Below are 21,793 nucleotides of genomic sequence, written 5' to 3'. Positions count from 1 at the left end.
CTGAGTCCCTTAGTTGAGCGGTCCGCCGGCGACGTACAGCACCTGGCCGGAGACGAAGCCGGCCGCCTCGCCGGTGAAGAAGGCGATGGCGTTGGCGATGTCCTCGGGCTCGCCGACGCGCTGCACCGGGATCTGGGTGGCGGCGGCCTTCTTGAAGTCGTCGAAGCCCATGCCGACGCGGTCGGCGGTGGCCTTGGTCATCTCGGTGGCGATGAAGCCGGGGGCGACCGCGTTGGCGGTGATGCCGAACTTGCCCAGCTCGATGGCGAGGGTCTTGGTGAAGCCCTGGAGTCCGGCCTTGGCGGCGGAGTAGTTGGCCTGGCCGCGGTTGCCGAGCGCCGAGGAGGAGGACAGGTTGACGATCCGGCCGAAGCCCGCGTCCACCATGTGCTTCTGCACGGCCTTGGTCATCAGGAAGGAGCCGCGCAGGTGCACGTTCAGGACGGTGTCCCAGTCGGAGACGCTCATCTTGAACAGCAGGTTGTCGCGCAGCACGCCCGCGTTGTTGACCAGGATCGTCGGCGCGCCCAGCTCCTCGGTGATCCGGGCGACGGCGGCCTGGACCTGCGCCTCGTCGGAGACGTCCGCGCCGACGGCGATGGCCTTGCCGCCGGCCGCGGTGATCTTCTCGACGGTGTCCTTGCAGGCGGCCTCGTCCAGGTCGATCACGGCGACCGCACGGCCTTCGGCGGCCAGTCGTACGGCGGTGGCGGCGCCGATTCCGCGCGCCGCGCCGGTGACGACCGCGACCCGCTGTTCAGTGGTGGACATTGCTGCTTCTCCTCGCCCTTGAGAGAACCTCTTGAGAGAACCTGTCGGGGCCCTCGGGAGGACCCCCTGATGCGGTGAGCGACCGCTTAGTACCTTCAGCACCCGTGACGCTAGAAGCCCTGGCACGCGGTGTCAACGGCACATCGGCCCGGTGTGATCCATTACCTCACCAGGAGGTCCAGCAACCGCTCCGTCTCGGCGGCCGGGTCGGCGGTCAGACCGGTGTGCACGGGGCCGGGCTGGACCACCGTGGAGCGCGGCGCGACCAGCCAGCGGTAGCGGCGGCCCGCGTCGTCACCGGCCGCCTGTCCCGCCTGCTCGCCGCCCGCGCAGTGCCGCTCGACCGCGGCGAGCGCGGCGCGCACCCCGGCCACGTCGGCGGCCGGGTCCAGCGCGAGCAGCCGGGACTCGTCCAGGTGGGTGAGGGCGCCGACGTAGCCCCGGGCGCGGCAGTACACGACCACGCCCGCGTTGATGCACTCCCCGCGCTCCACCCGGGGTACGACCCGCAGCAGCGCGTACTCGAACACGTCCCGGTCGCCGCCCTGGCCGGCCCGGGTGATGTGCCGCTCGGTCACATGACCGGCCATGTGGATGTGGCGCTCGCTCACTTGTCCTCCTCGGTCGCGGAGCCGTCACCGGTGCCGATGCCGGTGATCCGCCCGGCGATGACGGCCGCCCGGGCGAGCAGCGGCCGCGCGTAGGCCCGGCGCAGCTCGTCCGGGGTGCCGAAGCCGGGCTCGTCGGCGAGCCAGGCGTCGGGGATCTCGGCGGTGACCTCGGCGAGCAGGTCCTCGGTGACCCGGGGTGCCAGCTCGGCCGCGGCGGCGCGGACGTCCGGGGCGAAGCGGGCGAGGGCGTGGTCGGAGGCGTCGTAGGGGCGCGCGGCCGAGGCCTCGGCCGCGGGCCAGTTGTGGTGCCAGATCATGGTGGCGCCGTGGTCGATGAGCCACAGCTCGCCCTGGCGCACCAGCAGGTTGGGGTTGCGCCAGGAGCGGTCGACGTTGTTGATCAGCGCGTCGAACCAGACGATCCGGCCGGCCTCCGCCGCGCCCACCGGGAAGGCGAGCGGGTCGTAGCCGAGGGCACCGGACAGGAAGTCCATGCCGAGGTTGGTGCCGCCGCTGGCCCGGAGCAGGTCCTGCACCTGCTGCTCGGGTTCGCCGAGCCCGAGGACGGGGTCCAGCCGGACGGTGACCAGCCGGGGCACGCGCAGTCCGAGGCGGCGGGCGAGTTCACCGCACACCACCTCGGCGACGAGGGTCTTGCGGCCCTGCCCGGCGCCGGTGAACTTCATGACGTAGGTCCCGAAGTCGTCGGCCTCGACGAGCCCCGGCAGCGAGCCCCCCTCGCGCAACGGCGTGATGTAGCGGGTCGCGGTGACTTCCTTGAGCATCGCCCCAGGTTACTGGGGTGCGGCCGGGCGTCCGGCAAGGATCCGGGTGCCCGTCTGAACGGCCGCGCTCCCCGGGCCGTACCCCATGACGGACCAGGAGAAGCTCCGCGGAAGGGAATTCCCACATGACCAGCGCACCGCTCCACCCCGCAACCGGACCCGGCCGCCGTACCGTCGTGGCGGCGGCCGGAGCGGCGGGGCTCGCCGCCGCGCTGACCGCCTGTGGCTCGGGCGACGACTCCTCGGACACCGGATCGGGATCCGGCGGCTCCACCGGGTCGGCGCAGGGCGGCGGTGCCGCGGCCGGCGGCTCGGCGCTCGCCAGGACCGCGGACATCCCCGAGGGCGGCGGCAAGATCTTCAAGGACCAGGGCGTCGTGGTCACCCAGCCGACGGCGGGCACCTACAAGGCGTTCTCCGCCAAGTGCACGCACCGGGGCTGCTCGGTGGGCAGCGTGGCGAACGGTGTGATCCTGTGCCCCTGCCACAACAGCGAGTTCTCGGCGGCGGACGGCAGCGTGAAGAAGGGGCCCGCCACCCAGGCACTGCCCGCGGCGAAGATCACCGTCGCCGGCGACGAGATCAAGCTGGCCTGAGCCGGCTCAGCGCCGCCCCCGCGCCCGGGCCAGGCAGCCGAGCACCTCGTCGGTGGCCGTGATCGTGGCGACCAGGGCGAGGGTGTTGCGGATCATCGCGGGGGTGTACTCGGCGGGCACCCCGGCGATGGCGTCGGCCGGGACCACGGCGGTGTAGCCGAGGTTGACGGCGTCGAACACGGCGTTGGGGACGGCGACGTTCGCCGAGACCCCGGTGACGATCAGCGTGCGGCAGCCGAGGTTGCGCAGCAGGGCGTCGACGCCGGTGCCGTGGATCGGGGACAGCCCGTGCAGCCGCCGTACGACGAAGTCCTCCTCGGCGACCTCGATCGGGGGCGCGACCCGGACCGCCGTGCTGCCGGCCAGCTGGTGCACGGGGAGCCGTTCCGCGGCCCGGAACAGCCGGGCGTTGCGGTTCGCGCCACGGCCGTCGGGCCGGCGCTCGGCGACCGCGTGGATCACCTGCACCCCGCTCTCGTGGGCGCCGGCGACCAGTCGGGCCACATTGCGCAGGGCTCCGGAGGAGCGTGCCTCGCGGGCGAGTTCGGGCAGGGCGCTGTCCGGTCCGACGACCCCCTGCTGGCACTCCACGGTGAGCAGGACGGTGCCGGCGGGGTCGAGGAGTTCGCCGAGTCGCTCGTACGACGGCATGGCAGGTGCCCCCTTGAAGACGACGGCTTCTCTTTTCTGACGTGATGTCAGAGGATCACGATAGTTTTCTGACACGACGTGGGAGAAGAGGGGGCCGCATGTCCGTCACTCAGCAGCGCCGGGGCCGGAAGATCATGATGACGCCCGGTGAGCTGGACGAGTTCCTGACCACCCAGCGCACCTGCCGGGTGGCGACCGTGTCCGGCGACGGCACACCGCACGTCAGCGCGCTGTGGTTCGCCTGGGACGGCACCTCGCTGTGGCTGTACTCGGTGGTGCGCAGCCGGCGCTGGGCGCAGCTGAGCCGCGACCCGCGGGTGGCCGTCGTGGTCGACTCCGGCGAGGAGTACGACCAGTTGCGCGGGGCCGAGCTGTCCGGCCGGGTGGAGTTCGTGGGCGAGGTGCCCCGCCGGGGCGAGTTGTGCGCCGAACTCGACACGGCCGAGACGCTGTTCGCCCGCAAGAACTTCGGCCTGGACGAGATGCCGCACGACGGCCGGCACGCCTGGGCCCGGCTGACCCCGGACAAGATCGTCTCGTGGGACTTCCGGAAGCTGGGCGGGGCGTGACGCCCGCCGCGGGGCTCAGCCCAGCTTCCGCGCGGCCGTCCGCAGCGCCTCCACCGCCGCGCGGATCGAGGGCCGGCGGTCCGCGTCCGCCCGCCAGACCACGTACACGTGGCGGCGCACGCGCTGCGTGAGCGGCACCAGGACCACGCCCTCGGGCACCGGGTGCCGGCCCAGCAGCGGCGCGATGCACACGCCCAGCCCGGCGGCGACCAGGCCGAGTTGGGTGTGGGTCTCGCCCGCCCGGTGGCCGACGATCGGCTCGACGCCCCTGGACCGCAGGGTGAACATCAGCCACTCGTGGCAGAACTCGCCCTCGCCCCAGGTGATCCACTCGTCCTCGGCGAACTCGGTGAGCTCCACCTCGTCCCGGTCCGCGAGCCGGTGCCCGACGGGCATCGCGACATCGGCCGGGTCGTCGAGCAGCGGCGCCTTGACGAGGCCGTCGGGCACGGGCATCGGCTTGTTGTACCAGTCCAGGACCACCGCGAGGTCGAGATCGCCGCGGACGACCCCGGCGATGCCGTTCTCCGGCTCCAGCTCGCTGGAGCGCACGCGCAGCCCCGGGTGCTCGGTGCGCAGCGCGCCGAGCGCGGCGGGGAAGAGGCCGCGGGCGGCGGTCGGGAACGCCGACAGCCGGAGCTCGCCGACGACCTGTCCGCGGTGCGCCTCCAGGTCGGACTCGGCCAGCTCGACCTGTGACAGGATGCGGCCCGCGTGCTCCGACAGCAGCCGGCCGGCGTCGGTGAGCCGCACGCCCCGGCCGTTCTTGGCCAGGAGCTGCTGGCCGATCTCCCGTTCCAGCTTGCCGAGCTGCTGCGAGACCGCGGACGTGGTGACGTGCAGCGCCTCGGCGGCGGCGCTGACCGAGCCGTGCCGGGCCAGGGCGTCGAGGGTGCGCAGGCGCTCCAGATTCAACATGTAAGTGATACTAAGAGGTACCAGGCGAGAAATCTCGATTGTGCTACGAAGTCCGGTCCCGCACAGTGGTGGGCATGAGCACGCTCACCACCTCGTCCCGCACCCGGCCCGCCGCACCCGCCCGCCCCCGGGCCCGCCTCGACTGGCGGCTCCGCTTCGGCGCCCTGTCCCTGATCTGGGGGTTCAGCTTCCTGCTGATCAAGGTGGGGACCGAGGGGTACGCCCCCTTCCAGGTCACCCTCGGCCGGCTGGTGTTCGGTACGGCGGTCCTGGTGACGGCGATGGCGGTCAAGCGTGAGCGGCTGCCGCGCGGGGCCCGGCCGTGGGGACACATGGCGGTGGCCGCGTTCCTGCTGAACGCCCTGCCGTTCTCCTTGTTCGCCTACTCCGAGCTGACGATCCCGTCCACCCTGGCCGGCATCTGCAACGCGACCTCTCCCCTGTGGGGGATGGCCCTGTCCCTGGTCGCCCTGTCCGAGGACCGGCCGACCCGGGTGCGCGTGGCCGGGCTCGGGCTGGGATTCCTGGGCGTCCTGACCGTGCTGGGCGCCTGGCAGGGTTTCCACGGGCTGGACGCGACGGGCACGGCGATGGCGCTGCTGGCCTCGCTGAGCTATCCGGTGGGGTGGATCTACGTGCGGCGGACGCTGGCCGGCACGGGCAACTCCCACCTGTCGATGACCGGCGGCCAGCTGCTGCTCGCCACGGTGCAGCTCGCCGTGGTCACGCCACTGTTCACCGGTGTGCCCGAGCACTTCGCCCTCGTTCCGCTGCTGGCCGTCGCCGGGCTGGGCGTGCTGGGGACGGGACTGGCGGTCCTGATCCAGTACGGGCTGGTCGCCGAGGTCGGGCCCACCACCGCCCAGATGGTCACGTACTTCATTCCCGTCATCGCCACGGCCGCGGGGGTGGCGATCCTCGGGGAGTCGCTCCGGTGGACGACGCCGGTGGGCGCGGTGATCGTGCTGGCGGGGGCCGCGCTCACCCAGGTCCGGGGCAAGCGCGCCTGAGCGGGCGGCGGTGCGCGTCGCACGGGTGTGGCGGAGCCGGGTCGTGGCGGACGCGCACGGTGCCGCGACCCCGTCGCTTCCTCGGGGCGCCGTCAGCCGTAGACGCGGGCCGGGGACGGGCGTACCGCCTCCGCCACCGCGTCCGCCAGCGGTGCGATGTCCTCCTCGGCGAGCGGTGAGACCGTGATGCGGACCGCCTGCCGGGAGGCCAGACGGAACCGGGCTCCCGGGGCCACCGCCCAGCCCCGCTGGAGCAGGCGGGCGATGGCGCCCGTCTCGTCGGGCACCGGCACCCAGACGTTCATGCCGCTGCGGCCGTGGGCGTCGACCCCCCGCTCCGCCAGCGCGTCGACCAGCCCGGTCCTGCGGTCGCGGTACGACCGCGCCACCGCCGCCCGGTCCACCGCGCCGTGCGCCCACAGGTGGGCCACGGCCCGCTGCAGCAGGAGGCTGACCCAGCCGGGACCCAGGCGCAGCCGGCCCCGCACCCGGTCGACGGTGACGGGGTCCCCGGCGAGGACGGCGAGGCGCAGGTCGGGGCCGTAGGCCTTGGCGGCGGAGCGGACGAAGGCCCAGTGCCGGGTGACCCCCGCGAGGGGGTGCAGGGGCAGCTCGACGATGCCGTGGCCGTGGTCGTCCTCGATGAGCAGGGTTTCCGGGTGGTCGCGCAGCACCGCGCGCAGGGCACCCGCGCGCGTGGCGGTCACCGAGGCGCCGGTCGGGTTCTGCGCCCGGCCGGTGACGACCAGGGCGCGGGCCCCGGCTTCCAGGGCGCGGCGCAGGTCGTCGGCGCGCGGTCCGTCGTCGTCCACGCCGACCGGGGCCGTGTGCAGGCCCAGGGCGGGGACGAGGTCGAGGAGGCTGCCCCAGCCCGGGTCCTCGACGGCGACCGTGTCACCGGGCCTGAGGTGCGCGGTGAGGACGCGTTCGATGGCGTCGAGGGAGCCGGAGGTCACGGTGAGCGGGCCGGCCGGGACCCCGTCGGCGTCGAGTTCGGCGCGGGCGATGCGCGCGAGGTCCGCGTCCACCGGGTCGTCGCCGTAGCGGACGGGCCGGCGGTCGCCCTGCCCGGCCGCCGCGGCGAGGGCCGGGGCCAGCCGGGGCAGCAGGGCCGGGTCGGGGTTGCCCGTGGACAGGTCGATGCCCCCCGGCGGCACCTCCACGCGCAGCTCCTCGCGGCCGGTGGTGGCCGGCTTGGGGCGCACCCGGCTGCCCCGGCGGCCGGCCGTCTCGATCACCCCGCGTTCGCGCAGGATGCGGTAGGCGGCGGCCACCGTGTTCGGGTTCACGCCCAGCTGGGCCGCCAGCTCCCGCATGGGCGGCAGGGGCCGGCCCGGTCGCAGCTCCCCCGCGCCGACCGCCCGCTCGACGCCGGCCGCGATCTCGGCTGCGCCCCGCCCTTCGATCCGATACTCTCCTAGCACAAAGCCAATTATGCACTAGTACAAACGTGCCGCAAGTGGAGGGGATCGCCGTGCAGCGCACGACCGAGGACACCGGGACCGCCGCCTACTCACCGACCGACCGGACCGTGCCGACGCGCTCCGCGGAACGGGCGTCGTACGACAAGGAGCTGGTGCACGCGATCCTCGACGAGGGGTACGTCTGCCACCTCGGCTTCGTCCGCGACGGCGCCCCGGTGGTGCTGCCGACGCTGTACGGCAGGGTCGGCGAGCGGCTCTACGTCCACGGCTCCACCGGATCCCGGCCGCTGCGGATGGCCGGCACCGCCGACCCCGGACTGCCGGTGTGCCTGACGGTCACCCACATCGACGGACTGGTGCTGGCCCGCTCCGCCTTCCACCACTCGATCAACTACCGCTCGGTCGTGGTGCACGGCACCGCGTACGAGGTCACCGACCCCGAGGAGCGGCGCATCGCCCTGGACGCGCTGGTCGAGCACGTCGTCCCGGGCCGGGCCGCCGACTCCCGGCCCGCGAACAAGAAGGAGCTGGCCGCCACCGCGGTCATCCGCCTGGACCTGGAGGAGGTCTCCGCCAAGGTCCGCACCGGCGACGCCAACGACGAGCCGGAGGACCTCTCCCTGCCGCACTGGGCCGGGGTCGTCCCGCTCCGCAAGGGCTACGACGCACCGGTCCGCAACGCCGACCTGGCGCCCGGCATCGACCTGCCGGAGTACCTGGCGGCGCGGTGACGGCACCGGGTCACACCGGAACCGGCTCCGGCCGGCCGGCCCCGCGGGCCTCGCCGACGGCGAGGCCCGCGACGGCCCCGAGCATCAGCAGGGTGCCGGCCACGGTGGTCGCGGTGAGCCGCTCGCCGAGCAGGACGACGGCGAGCACGGCCGCGGTCACCGGCTCCAGCAGCATGATCACGGAGACGGTGGCGGAGCGGACCACGGCGGCTCCCGCGAAGTAGAGGGCGTACGCGAGGGCGGTGGGCACGGCGGCGATGTAGAGCAGCAGCCACAGCAGCCGGGCCGGGTGGGCGGTGTGCGGGAGCAGCCCCTCGTGCACCGCGAAGGGCAGCAGGCACAGGCTGGTCACGGCGAAGGCGCCCACCGTGGTGCCGGTGCCGCCGCTCCTGCCCCACCAGCGGGTGAGCAGGGTCATGACGCCGTAGCCCGCGGCCGAGGTCAGCGCGAGCAGCACGCCCGCCGGACGGACGGTCGCGGCCGAGCCGCCGAAGGTGAGCACGGCCAGTCCGGCGAGCGCACCGGCGACCGCGGCGGCACCGCCCGCGCCGAGCCGCTCGCCGAGCAGCAGCCGGGCGCCGAGCGCGATGAGGACCGGGCCCGCGCCGAGGGTCACGACGGTGGCCACCGCCAGCCCCGTCGACGCCACGGCCGCGAAGTACGCGGTCTGGAAGACGGCGAGCGCCAGCCCCGTGGCCAGGGCCCGCGCGAGGCTGCGCCGCACCGGCCGGCCCGGGGCCGTACGGCGGGCGCGCGGGCGCAGCGGACGGCCGGCCAGCAGGAAGGCGAGGCCCAGGGCGCAGCGCCAGAAGGACAGGGTGAAGGCGCCCATGTCGCTGGTCCGGTAGACCAGCGAGGCGACGGCGCCCGCGGTGCCCCAGGCGGCACCGGTGACGATCAGGCAGAGCAGGCCACGCCCGACGGGCAGGCCGGCAGTGGGATGCGACGAAGTCGGCAAGGGGATCTCTCCGCAGAAGCGCACACGACGGTGCGGAAGTTCGAGGGCGTCCCGCTGCGAGCGGGGCGCGCGGACTTCATCTGCGGGCAGCACCGTCCAGCCCGGGCGCGTGACGCGCCGGGCGATGACCCGGAGGCCCGCCTCAGGCGGCCGGGGGCGGAAGGACGAGTGCGTGGTGCGGCATGATCCGTACTCTAGGCGGCGGTGCGCCGGGCGGACAACTCCCTTTCCGGGCCGCCGGAGGCGACCGGTTGCGGGGAGCCCTCGGCCGGGGTGGCGGACTGGGCGATGAAGGCACCGACCAGGACGACCGCGCCTCCGGCGACCTGCGGCGCGGACAGGTGCTCGCCGAGCAGCACCCAGGCCAGCACGGTCGCTATGACCGCCTCCAGACAGGCGACCACGCCGGCGACCTGCGGCGACAGCCGGCGCACCGACAGCACGCCGGTCACGTACGCGATCACCGTGGCGACCAGCACGATCCAGGCGAGCAGGGCGACGGCCGGTACGGCGGTGCCGTTCAGCCGTGCGGAGCCCGCCAGCACCGACCAGTCCATGGTCCAGGGGCGGGACAGGACGGTGAGCACGGCGGCGCCGACGAGCAGGCCGTAGGCGATGACGCCGAGCGGGTCCGGGGCCGCCTTCCCCGCGTCGCTGCCCTGGTCGGACAGGACGAAGTAGCCGACCTGGCAGCAGGCGGCGCCGAGGGCGAGCACCAGGCCGAGCGCGTCGAAGCTCAGCCCGGACCAGATCTCGACCACGCAGGCGAGGCCGCCGGCCGCGAGGATCACACCGAGAGCGGCGGCGCGCGTGACGGGCCGCCGCTGCACGAACCGCACCCAGCCCAGCACCAGGGCGGGCGCCAGGTACTCGATCAGCAGGGCCACGCCGACGGGTATCCGGGAGAGCGCGGCGAAGTAGCAGGCCTGGACACCGGCGACGGCGAGCAGTCCGAACCCGGCGAGCAGGGCGGGCCGGCGGCGCGGCAGGGCCCGGTGCCGTACCGCTACGGGCAGCATCACCAGGGCGGCTCCGGCGACCCGCAGCCACACCACGTGCAGCGGATCCAGCCCGGCCTCGATCAGCGGCTTGGCCGCCACTCCGGACCCGCCGAAGGCCAGCGCCGAGGCGAGTGCGAGGCCGAGCCCGGCGCCCTTGCCGGGGTTGTGGTGACTGCTCACAGACGTATGCACCGGCACATGATGACAGGAGCCGACAGGAGCGTCACTCCGGATGACACCTGTCTCAGCTGATGGACGGCACGGCGGGCGGCGGGCCGGACCCCTCGGGCCGCCCGGCGGCGCCGGCCTCGATCCGCGCCGACAGCTCGTGCGCGGGGATGCCGGCGTGCTCCAGGACCTCGACGGCCCGGGACGCCGGGTCCGCGGCGAGCGCCGCGAGCAGGTCGGTGCCGCTGACGTGCGGCGCGCCCCGCTGCTGGGCCCGCGCCCGGGCGTCCGCGAGCGCGGCGGACGCAGCGGGCGACCAGCCCTCGACGCCGCGGGCCGGCCCGTCCTGACCGACAGCCGGAACCGGGCGCGCGCCGAGGGCGGACCACTCACCCGGGTCGGCCTGTGCGTCCGGGTCGGGCCGTGCGTTCGGGTCGGGCCTTGCGCCGGGGCCGGACCGTGCGCCGAGGGCAAGCTGTGTGCCCGGGTCGGCCGGACCGGCGGGCGAGGGTACGCGGGGGAGCGCGCCGGAGTTCTCCACGCCCGTCTGCCAGCGCAGTCCGTAGCCGATGCTGCGCTGCACGAGGTAGCCGAGGAGCCGGGCCAGCCGCGGGCCGCCGACGGCCGCGCGGGCCTCGGGGTCGTGTTCCAGCAGGGCATGGAGCAGATGGGCGGTGTCGGTCTGGCGGTCCCTGTCCCGGACGGCCCTGCGGCGGGCAGCGGCGACCACCGCCGCCAGCTCGGCACCGAGCCCGGCAGCGCCGTCCGCGTGCGGAACCGCTCCGTCATCGGCGGTCCGGTGGGCTGTACGGGGTTGCACATCCCCTACCTCATCAGGCCCAGCGGAGCGGGGCATCCACGAGGGGAACCATCTTCGCGTCCCACACGGAGTGGACATCGCCGGCCCGGATCTCATCCTTACGGAGGAGATCCGGGCCGACCTGCGCAAGAATGCGCACACTCCGACCGTTCCTGACGGTTCATCAGTATTGAATGTTCACGCCCCTGGGGCTACGTTCCGCGACACCGCAGCCCGGTACGCCCGATCCGAAGGGGTGGTCGCATGGCCGAAGTCAGCGCGGAGGCACGCATCCAGGCACCGGCCGGGAAGGTGTGGGCGCAGCTCACCGACTGGCCGTCGTACGGGGCGTGGAACGCGACCCACACCAGCTTCCCCCGGGGCGGGCCCGAGGAACTGGCCGTGGGCGGGACGTTCCAGGAGAACATGAAGCTGATGGGCTTTCCGGCGGAGGTCGACTGGACCATCGAGGAGCTGGAGCCGGCCCGGGTCCTCGCCGTCCGGGGCAAGGGGCCGATGGCGGTGACCGTCGCCACCCGCTACACGCTGATCCCGGACGGGGACGCCACGACGGTCCGGATCGACGGCGAGTTCACCGGCGCCGCGGTGTCGCTGATGGCGGGCAAGCTGAAGGATTCGGCGACGGCCGCGCTGAACGAGTCGCTGCGCAGGCTGGGCGGTCTGGTGAGCTGACCCGGGCGCACGGAAGCGCCCCGCGCGGTGGTCACGCGGGGCGCCCGGGCCGTCGTGCACGGGACGACGGCCGCCTTACGGCTCAGTGCTCGTCGGCGAGGATGAGGTACAGCTTCTTGCGGGCGTCGTTGATGACGGCCAGCGCCTTCTCCCGCTGTTCCTTGCTGCCGGTCTTCCACACCTGGCCGAACGCCTCCATCAGACCGAAGCCGGCCTGGCGGATCTCGGTGAGGGCCTCCCAGTCGACCCCGCGCGAGGCCTCTTCCCAGGGGGCGTCGGCGCCCTCCTCGGCGGCGGCGCGTCCGCCTTCGGTGAGGGCGAACAGCTTCTTGCCGCCCTCGCTCTCGCTGGCGATCAGACCCTCGTCCTCCAGCAGTTGGAGGGTCGGGTAGACGGAGCCGGGACTGGGCTTCCAGGCGCCGCCGCTGCGTTCGGCGATCTCCTGGATCATCTCGTAGCCGTGCATCGGCCGTTCCTTGAGCAGGGCCAGGATCGAGGCGCGTACGTCACCCCGCCGCGCCCGCCCCCGCGGACCTCCCCGGCCGCGCGGCCCCCAGGGCCCCGGTCCGAAACCGGGCCCGCCGGGCCCGAACCCCGGGCCGCCCGGCCCGAAGGGCCCGAAGGCGGCCCGCCGCCCCTCGAAACCGCCCATGCCCCGCCGGCCGGGGCCCTCGTGCCGGTGCCCGCGCTCGAATCCGTGGCTGCGCATAGCGATCACTCCATTTCATCGCCGATCTGTCATGTTCGTATCGCGTATCGTTCGCGATGCCTCAACGATATATCGGAACCGATCGCATGACAATCCCCTTCCCCGGGTGGGGAGGCATGTGGCCGGTCAGCCGGTCCGCTCGGCCGCCCGCAGGGGGCAGCCGGTGCCGACGCGGGCGGTGAGGTCGGCGCGGAGTGCCGCCAGCGCGTCCATGCGTGCGTCGACGATCCGGATCTTGTCCTCGAACAGGGCGGACAGGGCCTCGGCGCTGTCCGGCGCGTCCCGGAGTTCCGCGCCGTGCCGGCCGATCTCGGCCAGGGTGAACCCGAGCGCCTGCGCGGTGCGCACGTACTCCAGCCAGGTCACCGTCTCGGGCGGGAAGTCCCGGTAGCCGTTGGGCAGCCGGTCGCCCTCGATCAGGCCGAACTTCTCGTAGAAGCGCAGCGTGTCCTTGGACACCCCGGTACGCGCGGCCAGTTCTCCGATGCGCATGGCTCCCCCGCGGCTCGGTCGACTTGACCTTGGAGCGTACTCCGCTGTCTAGCGTGGGCGGCGCCCGAGAGAGCCCTTCCGAGGAGGCCCTGTGCACCCCGCCGCCCCCGCCTATCTGCGCGTCGTCCGGACCAGCGGCTGGTACGACCTGGTCGTCACCGCCGGTTTCGCGTCGCCCTGGACCTACGCGCTGCTCCACCGTCTCCTGTCCGCCGGAGGCGACGCGGCCGGTCTCGGCACCATGCCCGCGCTCACCCCGGTGCAGACCCTGTACGCCAACCTCATGGGCTCGGTCGTCGTGGTCTGGTCCGTCCTGCGCGTCATACGGCCGCTCCCGCTGCACGGTCTCCTCGACGGGGGCGCACGCGCGCTGTTCTCGCTGTGGCAGGCGTACGCGCTGGCCCACGGCGGGCCCCGGGTGCTCTGGCCCTTCCTGCTCCTGGAGGTCTCCTTCGGCGTCGTCCAGCTCGCCCCGTGGCTGCGGGCGTGGGCGACCACGGCCGGCCGGGAATCCCTCCGGCGTCCCGAATCAGTCCGGCACTCGTGAATTGGCCTTGGGCCGGCGGCCGTCGCAGCCGCTAGCGTCGGCGTCATGCGCATTCGAATCGTGGACGCCTTCGCCGAACGCCCCTTCGCCGGCAACCCGGCCGGCGTGCTGCTCCTGGACGACGTCTTCCCCGACGACGACTGGCTCCAGAACGTCGCCATGGAGGTCAACCACGCCGAGACGGCGTTCGCGCACCGGCTGCCCGCGGGCGGGGAGGCGGACTGGGCCCTGCGCTGGTTCACGCCCGTCACCGAGGTCGCGATGTGCGGGCACGCCACCCTCGCCACGGCCCACGTCCTGCACACCACCGGCGCGCACGAGGGCCCGGTGCGGTTCGCCACCCGCAGCGGGGTGCTGATCGCCACGCCCGCCGCGGACGGCTCGATCACCCTGGACTTCCCGACCGCCCCGCTCACCCCGGTCGAGATCCCGGACGGGGTCGCCGCGGCGCTGGGAGCGGAGCCGGTCGCCGTCTTCGACACCGGCCCCCACATCGGCGACCTGCTGGTGGAGCTGGCCGACGAGAAGACCGTCCTCGGCCTCTCCCCCGACCACCGGGCCCTGCGCGCCCACTCCTCCCGCGGCGTCATCGCCACCGCCCGCGCCGACGACCCGTCCCGCGGCTACGACTTCGTCTCCCGCGGCTTCTTCCCGAACGTCGGCATCGACGAGGACCCGGTCACCGGCAGCGCCCACACCGCGCTCGCCCCGCACTGGTCCGCCCGCCTCGGCCGCGACGACCTCACCGGACTCCAGGCCTCCCGCCGCACCGGTCTGGTCCGCACCCGGCTGCGGGGCGAGCGGACCCTGCTGACGGGCCGCGCGGTGACCGTCATCGACGGCGAGCTGCGCGCCTGAGGCCCGCCTAGGCGGTCGGCAGCCAGCCCACCTTGCCGGCGAGGAGGGCGTACCCGACGAAGGCGCCGATGTCGAGCAGGGAGTGCGCGACGACCAGCGGCCCGACCCGGCCCCAGCGGCGGTAGAGGTACACGAAGACCACGCCCATCACCATGTTGCCGAGGAAGCCGCCGATGCCCTGGTAGAGGTGGTACGACCCGCGCAGGACCGCGCTGGCCACCAGTGCGGTCCCCGGGGTCCAGCCCAGTTGGCCCAGCCTGCGCAGCAGGTAGCCGACGACGATCACCTCTTCGAGGATCGCGTTCTGCAGCGCGGACAGGACCAGCACGGGGTACTTCCACCAGACGTCCGGCAGCGCCTCGGGGACGACGGTGAGGTTGAAGCCGAGGCCGCGGGCGGCGAGGTAGAAGGCGATGCCGGTGCTGCCGATCACGGCCGCGACACCCGCGCCCCGGGCCAGGTCGGGCCAGGGCCGGGTGCGGTCGAAGCCGAGGGTGCGCAGGCTGCCGCCCTCGCGCAGCAGCAGGTGGGCGACGAGCGCGACGGGGACCAGCGCGGTGGCGATGCCGAAGAGCTGCCAGGCGAGGTCCAGCCAGGGGCGGCCCGGGGCGGCCGAGGCGTTCAGGGTGGCCGCCTGGTCCTTGAGACCGCCCGGCTTGGTGACCGAGCCGATGAAGCTGATCAGCGCGGAGACCCCGCTCGCGCCGAGCGAGAGCGCGAGGACGAGCAGTGTCTCGTCCCGCAGGATCCGCCGCGGGTCGCGGTCCCGCGCCGAGGAATCGGCCACCGAGTCAGCCTCCACCTGCACCCCTGCCTCCAGCCGGCTCACGGGCCCCTGGCCCACCTTCGCCCGGCAAGGATCGCAGACAGAGTCCCGCCCCCCGCGGACCGGCCCCTTCCCCTGCGGCGCCTCCTTCTGCTCCGCGCCGGCCTCTTCCCCTCCGCCGGCCCGTCACCCCTCGGCCGGCACCTCGCTTTCCCACCGGGCGGTTACTTGCCCACCGGGCGCCGGCGCCGGCGCCCGCCTTACCGCCGCCCGTTGCCTGCCCACCGGCCATTCCGGCTCCACCGGCCGTTCCCACTCCACCGGCCGTTCCCGCTCCGCCGGCCAGGGCCGCCCCACCGCGACGGCGCTCAGCCGGGCGGCCCGCTCCGGTGGGCCCCTCGATGCTCAGCCCCGCCGGTCGGGTGCCGGCCCCCTGGGGCAGGTGAGCAGCCCCGCCGGGCAGGTGCCGGCCCCGCGGGGGCAGGTGCTCAGCCCGCGGGGCAGTCGCCGGAGACCGTCAGCCCAGGGGTACCGGGTCCGGCAGGCCCACGGGCCAGGTGTGCACCGGCTCGCCGACGTGCATCAGCTCGGCGTACCGGCGGGTGGTCGCCGCCAGGGCTGCCTCGCGGGACATGCCCTGCTCCAGTGCCCGGTGGAAGGTGGCCGCCTGCCAGGACGCCCCGTTCACCCGGCGCCGGCAGCGCTCCTCGATCACACCCAGGTAGAGGTCCCGGTCGGCGGCCTCCACGCCCCACGCGTCGAGCCCGGCCGCCGCGAGCGGCAGCAGTTCGTCGCGGACCAGCGTGACCGCGTCGACCTCGCCGGTGCCGCCGTACCGTCCCCGCCGGGGCCAGACGAAGCGGGCGTCGATGCCGTACCGGCACGCCGCGTCGAAGTTGGCCTCGGCCGCGGCGAACGGCAGCCGCGTCCACACCGGCCGGGGCTCCTCGGCGAGGGCGCGGACGAGGCCGTAGTAGAAGGCGGCGTTCGCGATCACGTCGGTGATGGTCGGCCCGGCCGGCAGCACCCGGTTCTCCACCCGGAGGTGCGGGACACCGTCCGCGATGCCGTACACCGGCCGGTTCCAGCGGTAGATCGTGCCGTTGTGCAGGACGAGTTCGGCGAGCGTCGGCACCCCGCCGGCCTCGACGACCTCCAGCGGCTCCTCGTCGTCGCAGATCGGCAGCAGGGCCGGGAAGTAGCGCAGGTTCTCCTCGAACAGGTCGTACGCGGAGGAGATCCACCGCTCGCCGAACCAGGTGCGCGGCCGTACGCCCTGGGCCTGGAGTTCGGGCGGCCGGGTGTCGGTGGACTGGAGGAACAGCGGGGGCCGGGACTCGCGCCACAGTTCGTGACCGAAGAGGAACGGTGAGTTCGCCCCGACGGCGATCTGCGCGGCGGAGGCCGCCTGCGCCGCGTTCCACACGTCGGCGAACCGGCCCGGCGTGACCTGCAGGTGCAGCTGGACGGAGGTGCACGCGGCCTCGGGCACGATCGACTTGGAGGTGCAGACGAGGTGCTCCACGCCGTCGATGTCGAGCCGGAAGTCCTCCCCGCGCGCCGCGACGATCTGGTTGTTGAGCAGGGTGTAGCGGTCTGCCTCGGAGAGGTTGGAGGAGACCAGGTCGTCCCGGTCCAGCGTGGGCAGGATGCCGATCATCACGATGCCCGCGTCCACCTCCCCGGCCTTGCGGTCGGCGTAGGCGAGCGAGGTGCGCAGCTCCTCGGCGAGCCGGTCGAACACCCGGCCGCCCAACCGGTGCGGGGCTATGTTGACTTCCAGGTTGAACATGGCGAGTTCGGTCTGGAAGTCGCGGCTCGCGATGCGCTCCAGTACCTGCCCGTTCAACATCTTCGGCATACCGTCGGACCCCGCGAGATTCAGTTCGATCTCGACTCCCATGAGGTTCTTCGGCCGATCGAATCGCTTCTCGCGCAGCAGCCGCTCCAGCCCCGTCAGGCACATCTGGAGCTTTTCTCGGTAGCGCTGGCGATCGGACAGGTCGAACTGCCCTGCCGCGACCTTTTCCCCCATCGAAGCTTCCCTCCTCGGATGGGCGGGCCGACGATCCGGCCGCCGGGCTCCCGGGTCAGGTGGGATGATGCCCAGCCGAAGCGATCGATAACGTCCCGCGCGGGCGCGTCGCCCGCTACTCTTACGAATGTTCCCGGCGGCACATTCACGGGGCATGCCGCACGGTGCATCTCCGGGTGCCCCGAACGCCTCGTGAAAAACGCCGATGGCATTCGGCCGACCGCTACTGGCGCGTATGGCGAGGTCAGGGCCCCGAGGCCGGTCCGGAAATCGGGATTATTTCCGCAAAACGACGCCTTAATTCGGCCTTGCCGGGCCGAACGGAATCGGATAGCCGAAACACCGGCTGAACACGCGTCGTATAAACTCCGTCTACAAGGCGGAAGGTTGGCGCCCTCGGTCCTGGTTTCCGCGGTGTTCCCGCCGTCCCGGTTGACGGGCGGCGGACCGAGCCGCACTCTCTTCCACACCGAACAGGGCCCCCACCTCTCCGGCCTTCCCCGTGAGCAGACAGCGCCGTCCGCCCCACCCTCCTCGCGCCGCCGCGCCTGTCGAACGAGAGGCGACCCACATGCCGCTGCACGTACCCCCTGCCCCCGCGCCTGCCCTGCGCTCCGTCCTGACCGCCCTCGGCTCCCCGACCGCGGTCCGTGAGGCCCGCACCCCCTCCCTGTGTGCCGCGCAAGGGCCCGCCACCGCGGAACTCCCGCTGCCGGTCCACGTGCTGGACCGGATCACCGCGCAAGGCCTGTCCGCGACGCGGCTGACCGGCTGGCGCTTTTTGATCCGGTGCGGCGACCGCGCGGTGGCCGCGGCCGAGACCATGCTCACCCCCGACGGCTGGGCCTTCTCCCATTTCTTCGAGGGCCCCTACGTCGCCTCCACCGAGCGCGCCCTGCAACAGGCCGAGACGCTGCAACAGCCGTACCAGGCGCGGCTGTTGTCCGTGCCCGGTCTGTACATGCTCACCCTGTGGCTGCACGGCGACTGCTCGGGCGACGGCACCGAGGGCCATCCGGCCGCCACCGACCTGCTCGTCCCGCTGGCGCCGGCGCCGCCCGGCATCCCGGCACACCGTCCGTTCCGGGTCGCCGAGCTGCTTCCGGTGCTGACCCATCGGGCGACTCCTCTCCCGCTGCTCGGCTCGCCGGTGCTCGGCTCACCCGCCTGACCCCCGCCCGCACGCGTACCCCGCTCCCCGGAAGGGAAGCGGGGTACGGTCGTGTGCGGGGACTTCTCCGTCCCGGGCCATCCGGACTAGTCCCATTCGGCCACCGCCGACCACCCGGAGAGTCACCGCGAACCACCCGAAGAGACCGTGCAGTTGGACTGAACCGTCCACGCGGGTGACGCGTCATGAACCTGTGAGAAGCGGTGCCGTGAAATCCCTGCGGAAAGACGCCCAGAGGACAACACTGGACTCCGACCGACTCATCACCACGGGGGACGGACATGATCACGTCAGAGCGAAAGATCCCGCCCATGTGCCAGCACCAGCCGTCGTGCCCGCCAGCCGAATCCGCCGACCGGGAGTCCGCCCGCCTCGTGGCGCACCACCCGGAGCAGGGGTGGAGCCTGCTGTGCAACGGCGTCCTGCTTTTCGAGGACACCGGCGAACTGCTGCCCGACGGCCGCATCATCGCCCCGCACCGTCCGCTCGGTGCGGATCGGGTGATGACCGCCGCCTGAGCGGCACGGAACCGAGGGGCCGGCCGCACGCACCCGGTGCGCACCGGCCCCGACGCGTGTCCGGAGGCGGCTACGAAGGGCAGCGGGGTGTTAACGCAGCGCTTCCCGCAGCGCCCGGTAGGCCGGCTTGGGACGCAGCTCCTCGTCCCACGGCAGGGCCGCGCCCTCCCCCGGGAAGAACGCCGGTATCCAGGAGTACTTGTCCGTGTAGTCCCAGATGGTCACGCCCACACAGCGCCGCACGGCCAGACAGGCAGCGGTGAGGTCCCGGTACCAGGCCGCCTGCTCGGCGAGCTTCTCCCCGGTCGCGGGCAGCTGCATCCGTACGTCGACCTCGGTGAGCGCGGTGTCCAGGCCCAGCCGGGAGAAGCGGCGGAGGTTGTCCTCCAGAGTGGTGGGATAGCCGTACTGGAGGGCCAGGTGCGTCTGGAAGCCGATGCCGTCGAGGGGCACGCCCCGGGCCAGCAGGTCCTGGGCCAGCCGGTGGTAGGCGTCGCTCTTGGGGCCGATGGCCTCGATGTTGTAGTCGTTCAGGTAGAGCCTGGCGTGCGGATCGGCCTGGTGGGCCCAGCGCAGCGCGTCGGCGATGTAGCCGGGGCCCAGGGTCCGGTACCAGAGGGTGTCGCGGTAGCTGCCGTCCTCGTTGAAGGCCTCGTTGACGACGTCCCAGGAGTACACCTTGCCCCGGTAGTGCCGTACCTCGGTGGTGATGTGCTTCTTCAGCACGGCGCGCAGTTCGCTCGCCGTCCACTGCTTCGAGGTGAGCCAGTCGGGCAGCTGGCTGTGCCAGACGAGGGTGTGCGCGCGGACCTTCTGGTGGTTGCGGCGGGCCAGGCCGACGATCTGGTCGCCGTCGGTCCAGTCGAAAACGCCCTGCTGCGGCTCGGTGGCGTACCACTTCATGCCGTTGCCGGGCGTGATCATGTCGAACTCGCCGCCGAGGACGCCGGTGTAGGCGGTGTCGGTGAGTTCCGGGTTGTCGGTGGCGCTGCCGAAGTAGCGGCCGTGGCGCTCGGCGAGGCCGGCGAGGGTCGGCGGGGCGGGCCGGTGTACCGGGTCGGGGGCGGCCTGCGCGGCGGGGCCGGTGGCCAGGCCGGCGGTCATCAGCACGGCCGCGAGGGCGCCGGCGAGTCTCAAACGCATGGTGGGGCTCCTGTCCGGATGTCGGGGAAGGTGCGGTTCAGCCCTTGGTGGCGCCGGCGGTGAGACCGCCGACGAGCTGGCGTTCGGCGACCGAGTAGAAGGCGAGGGCGGGGACCATGGCGAGGACGAGATAGGCGAAGACCCGGGCGTACTCGGCCGAGTACTGCCCCTGGAACTGCTGGACGCCGATGGGCAGGGTCCACCAGGTGCTGTCGGTGAACACCAGCAGCGGCAGGAAGAAGTTGTTCCAGCTGGTGACCACCGCGAGGACGGAGACGGTGCCGAGCGCCGGCCGCGCCATGGGCAGCAGGACCCGCCAGAAGAACCCGAAGGCGCTGCAGCCGTCGAGCGTGGCGGCCTCCTCCAGTTCGCCGGGGATCTGCCGGAAGAAGCCGCGCAGGATGATGATCGTCATCGGCAGTCCGAACGCGGCCTGCGGGAGGATCACACCGAGCGGGTTGTCCAGCAGGCCCAGGGAGCGCAGCAGCAGGAACAGCGGCAGGGCGGCCACCGCGAAGGGGAACATCAGTCCCATCGTGAAGACGGTGAACAGCACCTCCCGGCCTCGGAAGGCGAACCGCGCGAAGGAGAAGGCCGCGAGCGCGGACACCGCGACCACGAGCACGGTCGTGCCCACCGCGATCAGCGTGCTGTTGCCGACCAGCCGCCAGAACCCGCCCGAGCCGAGGATGCCGGTGTAGTTGCCGGTCAGCCAGTGCTCGGGCAGTCCGAACGGGTTGCGGGACAGCTCGTCGGTGGACTTGAAACCGGACAGGACGGCGTACAGCAGCGGCACGACCATCACCGCGCCGACCACCAGGAGGATCAGGTGCAGCGGCAGCGCGCGGACGCCCCTGGTTCTGCGGGTCACGTGCCGTCCCCCCTCATCGTCGTGGTGGCTCCCTGGAGGTCGCGGCGGAGCACGAACCGCTGGTAGGCGAGGGCGAAGACGAGGCAGATGCCGAACATGACCACGCTGATCGCGCTGGCGTAGCCGACCTGGTAGCGCTTGAAGCCGTACTGGAACATGGTCACGGCCATCGTCTCGGAGTGGTGGTCGGGGCCGCCCTGGGTGATCACCCACACCAGGTCGAACAGCTGGATGGCCCCGATCACGGACAGGAAGACGCTGATGCGCAGGGTGGGCGCGAGCAGCGGCAGGGTGACGTTGCGGAACCGCTGCCAGGGCCCGGCGCCGTCGATCAGCGCCGCCTCCGTCAACTCGGCCGGGATCGACTGGAGTCCGGCCAGGTACAGCATCATGTGGAAGCCGAAGTACTTCCAGGTCATGACGAGGAAGAGGGCCGCCATGACGGAGGAGGGGTCGGCGAACCACTCCCCGCCCAGGCCGTCCAGGCCGACGGCGCCCAGGACATGGTCGGCGAGTCCGTCGTCCGGGGCGAAGACCATGCCGAACAACACGCCGGTGATGGCCTCGGAGAGCACGTACGGCGCGAAGAACAGCATCCGGTACACCGCCCGGCCGCGCAGCCGCTGGTTCAGCAGCACCGCCATGGCCAGCGCGAACGGCAGCTGGAGCACGAGCGAGAACAGCACCAGTACCAGGCAGCGCCACAGGTCGCCGAGGAAGACGTCGTCCTGGAAGAGGCGGGTGAAGTTGTCGGCGCCGACGTAGTCGGAGGGCATGCCGAAGCCGCCCCAGCGGAAGAAGGCGGCGTACAGCGCGAACAGCACCGGCAGCAGCACCAGCCCGATGAACAGCACCAGCGCGGGCAGCTGGAAGCCGACCGCGGTGAGCCAGTTCAGCGCGCGCCGCCGGGTCCGGGCGCGGTCCGCGCCGGCGGCCGGGACCGGGGGGCCCGCGGCGGGACCGCTGCGCTGGTCCGGGAGGAAGGTGGAGGTCATCGC

The 21,793-nt window shown here is 73.1% G+C and carries 25 protein-coding genes; 9 read left to right on the top strand and 16 right to left on the bottom strand.

Translation table 11 applies throughout. The annotated features are described in order from the left end of the window. Positions 1–9 precede the first annotated feature (9 nt). From fabG to IG05_RS0136120, 3 genes are all read right to left on the bottom strand, one after another. Positions 10–771 (bottom strand): 3-oxoacyl-ACP reductase FabG, encoded by a 762-nt coding sequence (gene fabG / locus IG05_RS0136130; protein ID WP_030348328.1) that lies wholly within the window; start codon positions 769–771, stop codon positions 10–12. Positions 772–932: 161 nt separating this feature from the next. Beyond that, complete coding sequence (locus IG05_RS0136125) at positions 933–1,382, bottom strand: DUF3037 domain-containing protein (protein WP_030348327.1); 450 nt, start codon at positions 1,380–1,382, stop codon at positions 933–935. Beyond that, complete coding sequence (locus IG05_RS0136120) at positions 1,379–2,167, bottom strand: HipA family kinase (RefSeq protein ID WP_030348326.1); 789 nt, start codon at positions 2,165–2,167, stop codon at positions 1,379–1,381. The genes IG05_RS0136125 and IG05_RS0136120 overlap by 4 nt, the downstream gene beginning before the upstream one ends. 125 nt (positions 2,168–2,292) lie before the next feature. Here IG05_RS0136120 and IG05_RS0136115 point away from each other — a divergent pair, with 125 nt between their 5' ends. Further along, positions 2,293–2,763 (top strand): Rieske (2Fe-2S) protein, encoded by a 471-nt coding sequence (locus IG05_RS0136115; RefSeq protein ID WP_030348325.1) that lies wholly within the window; start codon positions 2,293–2,295, stop codon positions 2,761–2,763. A 6-nt stretch (positions 2,764–2,769) separates the two neighbouring features. Here the strand turns inward: IG05_RS0136115 and IG05_RS0136110 are convergent, their stop codons facing one another. After that, positions 2,770–3,414: a cysteine hydrolase family protein gene (locus tag IG05_RS0136110; protein ID WP_030348324.1), complete on the bottom strand. Its 645-nt coding sequence runs from the start codon at positions 3,412–3,414 to the stop codon at positions 2,770–2,772. Positions 3,415–3,512: 98 nt separating this feature from the next. Here IG05_RS0136110 and IG05_RS0136105 point away from each other — a divergent pair, with 98 nt between their 5' ends. Continuing rightward, positions 3,513–3,983, top strand: a complete 471-nt coding sequence (locus IG05_RS0136105; RefSeq protein WP_030348323.1) for a pyridoxamine 5'-phosphate oxidase family protein — start codon at positions 3,513–3,515, stop codon at positions 3,981–3,983. Positions 3,984–3,998: 15 nt separating this feature from the next. Here the strand turns inward: IG05_RS0136105 and IG05_RS0136100 are convergent, their stop codons facing one another. Next, positions 3,999–4,901, bottom strand: coding sequence for a LysR family transcriptional regulator (locus IG05_RS0136100; RefSeq protein ID WP_030348322.1), 903 nt, complete (start codon positions 4,899–4,901; stop codon positions 3,999–4,001). A 74-nt stretch (positions 4,902–4,975) separates the two neighbouring features. On the opposite strand from IG05_RS0136100, the gene IG05_RS0136095 reads away from it, so the two are divergent. Then, on the top strand, positions 4,976–5,911 hold the full coding sequence (locus tag IG05_RS0136095; protein ID WP_199808442.1) for a DMT family transporter: 936 nt from the start codon (positions 4,976–4,978) through the stop codon (positions 5,909–5,911). A gap of 92 nt (positions 5,912–6,003) precedes the next feature. Here the strand turns inward: IG05_RS0136095 and IG05_RS0136090 are convergent, their stop codons facing one another. Beyond that, positions 6,004–7,335, bottom strand: coding sequence for an aminotransferase class I/II-fold pyridoxal phosphate-dependent enzyme (locus IG05_RS0136090; RefSeq protein WP_078894734.1), 1,332 nt, complete (start codon positions 7,333–7,335; stop codon positions 6,004–6,006). A 50-nt stretch (positions 7,336–7,385) separates the two neighbouring features. Between IG05_RS0136090 and IG05_RS0136085 the strand changes: the two genes are divergently transcribed. After that, the gene (locus IG05_RS0136085; RefSeq protein WP_030348319.1) at positions 7,386–8,066 is read left to right on the top strand and encodes a pyridoxamine 5'-phosphate oxidase family protein; all 681 of its coding nucleotides are present in this window, start codon (positions 7,386–7,388) and stop codon (positions 8,064–8,066) included. Positions 8,067–8,076: 10 nt separating this feature from the next. Here the strand turns inward: IG05_RS0136085 and IG05_RS0136080 are convergent, their stop codons facing one another. From IG05_RS0136080 to IG05_RS42780, 3 genes are all read right to left on the bottom strand, one after another. Continuing rightward, positions 8,077–9,024, bottom strand: coding sequence for a DMT family transporter (locus tag IG05_RS0136080; protein ID WP_030348318.1), 948 nt, complete (start codon positions 9,022–9,024; stop codon positions 8,077–8,079). Positions 9,025–9,218: 194 nt separating this feature from the next. After that, the gene (locus IG05_RS0136075) at positions 9,219–10,223 is read right to left on the bottom strand and encodes an EamA family transporter (protein ID WP_030348317.1); all 1,005 of its coding nucleotides are present in this window, start codon (positions 10,221–10,223) and stop codon (positions 9,219–9,221) included. Positions 10,224–10,269: 46 nt separating this feature from the next. After that, entirely contained in the window at positions 10,270–11,013 is a 744-nt protein-coding gene (locus IG05_RS42780) for a Clp protease N-terminal domain-containing protein (protein WP_420707649.1), read from the bottom strand. 243 nt (positions 11,014–11,256) lie between these two features. Here IG05_RS42780 and IG05_RS0136060 point away from each other — a divergent pair, with 243 nt between their 5' ends. Beyond that, positions 11,257–11,685, top strand: coding sequence for an SRPBCC family protein (locus tag IG05_RS0136060; protein ID WP_030348315.1), 429 nt, complete (start codon positions 11,257–11,259; stop codon positions 11,683–11,685). 82 nt (positions 11,686–11,767) lie between these two features. Here IG05_RS0136060 and IG05_RS0136055 read toward each other — a convergent pair whose 3' ends face one another. Both IG05_RS0136055 and IG05_RS0136050 read right to left on the bottom strand, forming a co-directional pair. Next, positions 11,768–12,394: a PadR family transcriptional regulator gene (locus tag IG05_RS0136055; RefSeq protein ID WP_030348314.1), complete on the bottom strand. Its 627-nt coding sequence runs from the start codon at positions 12,392–12,394 to the stop codon at positions 11,768–11,770. A 126-nt stretch (positions 12,395–12,520) separates the two neighbouring features. Then, complete coding sequence (locus IG05_RS0136050) at positions 12,521–12,886, bottom strand: MerR family transcriptional regulator (RefSeq protein WP_030348313.1); 366 nt, start codon at positions 12,884–12,886, stop codon at positions 12,521–12,523. A gap of 91 nt (positions 12,887–12,977) precedes the next feature. Between IG05_RS0136050 and IG05_RS0136045 the strand changes: the two genes are divergently transcribed. Both IG05_RS0136045 and IG05_RS0136040 read left to right on the top strand, forming a co-directional pair. After that, positions 12,978–13,433, top strand: a complete 456-nt coding sequence (locus tag IG05_RS0136045) for a hypothetical protein (RefSeq protein ID WP_051790628.1) — start codon at positions 12,978–12,980, stop codon at positions 13,431–13,433. A gap of 45 nt (positions 13,434–13,478) precedes the next feature. After that, positions 13,479–14,291 carry a PhzF family phenazine biosynthesis protein gene (locus tag IG05_RS0136040; protein ID WP_030348311.1) on the top strand — a complete coding sequence of 271 codons (813 nt, stop codon included), beginning with the start codon at positions 13,479–13,481 and terminating at the stop codon, positions 14,289–14,291. 7 nt (positions 14,292–14,298) lie between these two features. On the opposite strand, the gene IG05_RS0136035 is transcribed toward IG05_RS0136040, so the two are convergent. Both IG05_RS0136035 and IG05_RS0136030 read right to left on the bottom strand, forming a co-directional pair. Beyond that, positions 14,299–15,099, bottom strand: coding sequence for a CPBP family intramembrane glutamic endopeptidase (locus IG05_RS0136035; RefSeq protein ID WP_030348310.1), 801 nt, complete (start codon positions 15,097–15,099; stop codon positions 14,299–14,301). Between the two features lie 475 nt (positions 15,100–15,574). Beyond that, entirely contained in the window at positions 15,575–17,092 is a 1,518-nt protein-coding gene (locus IG05_RS0136030) for a glutamate--cysteine ligase (protein WP_030348309.1), read from the bottom strand. Positions 17,093–17,663: 571 nt separating this feature from the next. Between IG05_RS0136030 and IG05_RS0136025 the strand changes: the two genes are divergently transcribed. Beyond that, positions 17,664–18,263 (top strand): hypothetical protein, encoded by a 600-nt coding sequence (locus tag IG05_RS0136025; RefSeq protein ID WP_030348308.1) that lies wholly within the window; start codon positions 17,664–17,666, stop codon positions 18,261–18,263. A gap of 311 nt (positions 18,264–18,574) precedes the next feature. After that, positions 18,575–18,781 carry a DUF5999 family protein gene (locus tag IG05_RS0136020; protein ID WP_030348307.1) on the top strand — a complete coding sequence of 69 codons (207 nt, stop codon included), beginning with the start codon at positions 18,575–18,577 and terminating at the stop codon, positions 18,779–18,781. Positions 18,782–18,871: 90 nt separating this feature from the next. Here the strand turns inward: IG05_RS0136020 and IG05_RS0136015 are convergent, their stop codons facing one another. Genes IG05_RS0136015 through IG05_RS0136005 form a run of 3 tightly spaced genes read right to left on the bottom strand, consistent with a single transcriptional unit; the run spans position 18,872 to position 21,790 of the window. Next, complete coding sequence (locus tag IG05_RS0136015) at positions 18,872–19,924, bottom strand: endo-1,4-beta-xylanase (protein WP_030348306.1); 1,053 nt, start codon at positions 19,922–19,924, stop codon at positions 18,872–18,874. Positions 19,925–19,961: 37 nt separating this feature from the next. Next, positions 19,962–20,795 carry a carbohydrate ABC transporter permease gene (locus tag IG05_RS0136010; protein WP_030348305.1) on the bottom strand — a complete coding sequence of 278 codons (834 nt, stop codon included), beginning with the start codon at positions 20,793–20,795 and terminating at the stop codon, positions 19,962–19,964. Continuing rightward, on the bottom strand, positions 20,792–21,790 hold the full coding sequence (locus tag IG05_RS0136005) for a carbohydrate ABC transporter permease (RefSeq protein WP_030348304.1): 999 nt from the start codon (positions 21,788–21,790) through the stop codon (positions 20,792–20,794). Before IG05_RS0136005 ends, IG05_RS0136010 begins: the two co-directional genes overlap by 4 nt. Between the last annotated feature and the right edge of the window lie 3 nt (positions 21,791–21,793).

The organism is Streptomyces sp. NRRL S-1022 (assembly GCF_000720135.1).
GTDB lineage: Bacteria > Actinomycetota > Actinomycetes > Streptomycetales > Streptomycetaceae > Streptomyces.
Note: the sequence above shows the minus strand (reverse complement) of the source record. Positions and strands in the feature narration are given on the sequence as shown.

Bases quoted from the DNA above. Each gene is read 5' to 3' on its own strand.
- fabG (WP_030348328.1), bottom strand. From the start codon at position 771: ATGTCCACCACTGAACAGCGGGTCGCGGTCGTCACCGGCGCGGCGCGC.
- IG05_RS0136120 (WP_030348326.1), bottom strand. From the start codon at position 2,167: ATGCTCAAGGAAGTCACCGCGACCCGCTACATCACGCCGTTGCGCGAG.
- IG05_RS0136115 (WP_030348325.1), top strand. From the start codon at position 2,293: ATGACCAGCGCACCGCTCCACCCCGCAACCGGACCCGGCCGCCGTACC.
- IG05_RS0136110 (WP_030348324.1), bottom strand. From the start codon at position 3,414: ATGCCGTCGTACGAGCGACTCGGCGAACTCCTCGACCCCGCCGGCACC.
- IG05_RS0136105 (WP_030348323.1), top strand. From the start codon at position 3,513: ATGTCCGTCACTCAGCAGCGCCGGGGCCGGAAGATCATGATGACGCCC.
- IG05_RS0136100 (WP_030348322.1), bottom strand. From the start codon at position 4,901: ATGTTGAATCTGGAGCGCCTGCGCACCCTCGACGCCCTGGCCCGGCAC.
- IG05_RS0136095 (WP_199808442.1), top strand. From the start codon at position 4,976: ATGAGCACGCTCACCACCTCGTCCCGCACCCGGCCCGCCGCACCCGCC.
- IG05_RS0136060 (WP_030348315.1), top strand. From the start codon at position 11,257: ATGGCCGAAGTCAGCGCGGAGGCACGCATCCAGGCACCGGCCGGGAAG.
- IG05_RS0136055 (WP_030348314.1), bottom strand. From the start codon at position 12,394: ATGCGCAGCCACGGATTCGAGCGCGGGCACCGGCACGAGGGCCCCGGC.
- IG05_RS0136050 (WP_030348313.1), bottom strand. From the start codon at position 12,886: ATGCGCATCGGAGAACTGGCCGCGCGTACCGGGGTGTCCAAGGACACG.
- IG05_RS0136040 (WP_030348311.1), top strand. From the start codon at position 13,479: ATGCGCATTCGAATCGTGGACGCCTTCGCCGAACGCCCCTTCGCCGGC.
- IG05_RS0136030 (WP_030348309.1), bottom strand. From the start codon at position 17,092: ATGGGGGAAAAGGTCGCGGCAGGGCAGTTCGACCTGTCCGATCGCCAG.
- IG05_RS0136025 (WP_030348308.1), top strand. From the start codon at position 17,664: ATGCCGCTGCACGTACCCCCTGCCCCCGCGCCTGCCCTGCGCTCCGTC.
- IG05_RS0136020 (WP_030348307.1), top strand. From the start codon at position 18,575: ATGTGCCAGCACCAGCCGTCGTGCCCGCCAGCCGAATCCGCCGACCGG.
- IG05_RS0136015 (WP_030348306.1), bottom strand. From the start codon at position 19,924: ATGCGTTTGAGACTCGCCGGCGCCCTCGCGGCCGTGCTGATGACCGCC.
- IG05_RS0136005 (WP_030348304.1), bottom strand. From the start codon at position 21,790: ATGACCTCCACCTTCCTCCCGGACCAGCGCAGCGGTCCCGCCGCGGGC.